Source organism: Pseudomonas tehranensis, assembly GCF_014268615.1.
Lineage (GTDB): Bacteria > Pseudomonadota > Gammaproteobacteria > Pseudomonadales > Pseudomonadaceae > Aquipseudomonas > Aquipseudomonas tehranensis.
The window spans coordinates 1-1588 of sequence record NZ_JABWQV010000445.1 but is presented as its reverse complement, the minus strand read 5'-3'; the positions used below and the strand labels follow the sequence as shown (position 1 = coordinate 1588).

Annotated in this window: 1 protein-coding gene; it reads left to right on the top strand. The window is 64.2% G+C overall.

Annotated elements, in window-relative coordinates; all coding sequences use genetic code 11:
* The first annotated feature begins 177 nt into the window (after positions 1–177).
* Entirely contained in the window at positions 178–1536 is a 1359-nt protein-coding gene (locus tag HU811_RS26870; protein ID WP_186659137.1) for an 8-oxoguanine deaminase, read from the top strand.
* Positions 1537–1588 lie beyond the last annotated feature (52 nt).

Here is a 1588-nt window from a genome sequence, read left to right as displayed (position 1 = left end):
ACACCGCTATCGCGAGCAGGCTCGCCCCCATATTTGAGCCTCAGCGAACTCTGGAAATGTGCCAGGCAACCTGAGTAAACTCAGCACCTCGCCCTACCCAACGGGCGACCCTGGATCAGCAGACAGGGCATCACTGAGCTGGCTAACCTGAACCCACTTTCAGAGGAGCCGGCCACCATGCCTGCGACCCGTACCTGGTTAAAAAGTCCCCTCGCCATCTTCACCGCCAACAACCTCGATGCCCGTGGCGGTCTTGTCCTGCAAAACGGCGTGATCGTCGAATTGCTGAGCGCCGGCCAACAACCCACCCAGCCCTGTGACACGGTCTTCGACGCAGGCGAACATGTGATCCTGCCGGGGCTGATCAACACCCATCATCATTTCTACCAGACCCTGACTCGCGCCTGGGCGCCGGTGGTGAACCAGCCCCTGTTCCCGTGGCTGAAAACCCTCTACCCGGTATGGGCGCGGTTGACGCCGGAAAAGCTCGCCCTGGCGAGCAAAGTGGCGCTGGCCGAACTGTTGCTTTCTGGCTGCACCACCGCTGCCGATCACCACTATCTGTTTCCCGAGGGCCTGGAAAATGCCATCGATGTGCAGGTGCAAAGTGTCCGTGAGCTGGGCATGCGCGCGATGCTGACCCGCGGCTCCATGAGCCTGGGCGAGGCCGACGGTGGCTTGCCGCCACAACAGACCGTGCAGCAGGGCCACGTGATTCTCGAGGACAGCCTGCGGTTGATCAGCCAATACCATGAGCGCGGCGACGGTGCGCAAATCCAGATTGCCCTGGCGCCTTGTTCACCGTTTTCGGTCACGCCCGAAATCATGCGCGCCAGCGCCGAGCTGGCGGAGAAACTCGACGTGCGCCTGCACACTCACCTGGCCGAAACCCTCGACGAAGAGGACTTCTGCCTGCAACGCTTCGGCCTGCGCACCGTGGACTACCTGGACAGCGTCGGCTGGCTCGGCCCGCGCACCTGGCTGGCCCACGGCATTCATTTCAATCCTGAGGAAATCACCCGTCTCGGCGCCGCCGGCACCGGCATCTGCCATTGCCCGAGCTCCAACATGCGCCTGGCCTCGGGCATCTGCCCGACCCTGGAACTCAGCGCCGCCGGCGCTCCGGTGGGCCTGGGCGTAGACGGCTCGGCGTCCAACGATGCGTCGAACATGATCCTGGAAACCCGCCAGGCGTTGTACATCCAGCGCCTGCGTTATGGCGCGCAGGCGATCACCCCGCAACGCGTGTTGGGCTGGGCGACGCGCGGCTCGGCACAACTGCTGGGGCGCAGCGATATCGGTGAGCTGGCGGTGGGCAAGCAGGCTGACTTGGCGTTGTTCAAGCTCGACGAACTGCGCTTCTCCGGCAGTCACGATCCGGTCTCGGCCCTGCTGCTGTGCGGCGCGGACCGGGCGGACCGGGTGTTGGTCGCAGGGCAGTGGCGGGTCATCGACGGGCAGATCGAGGGGTTGGACCTGAAGGGGTTGATTGCTGATCACAGCCAGGCAGCGCGGGAGTTGATCGCCGGCGCCTGATCCACCCTGAAATATCCTGTAGGAGCGGGCTTGCTCGCGAAAGCGGTGGCAC

Excerpts from the sequence above, each read along its gene's own strand:
- HU811_RS26870 (WP_186659137.1), top strand. The coding sequence starts at position 178 with ATGCCTGCGACCCGTACCTGGTTAAAAAGTCCCCTCGCCATCTTCACC.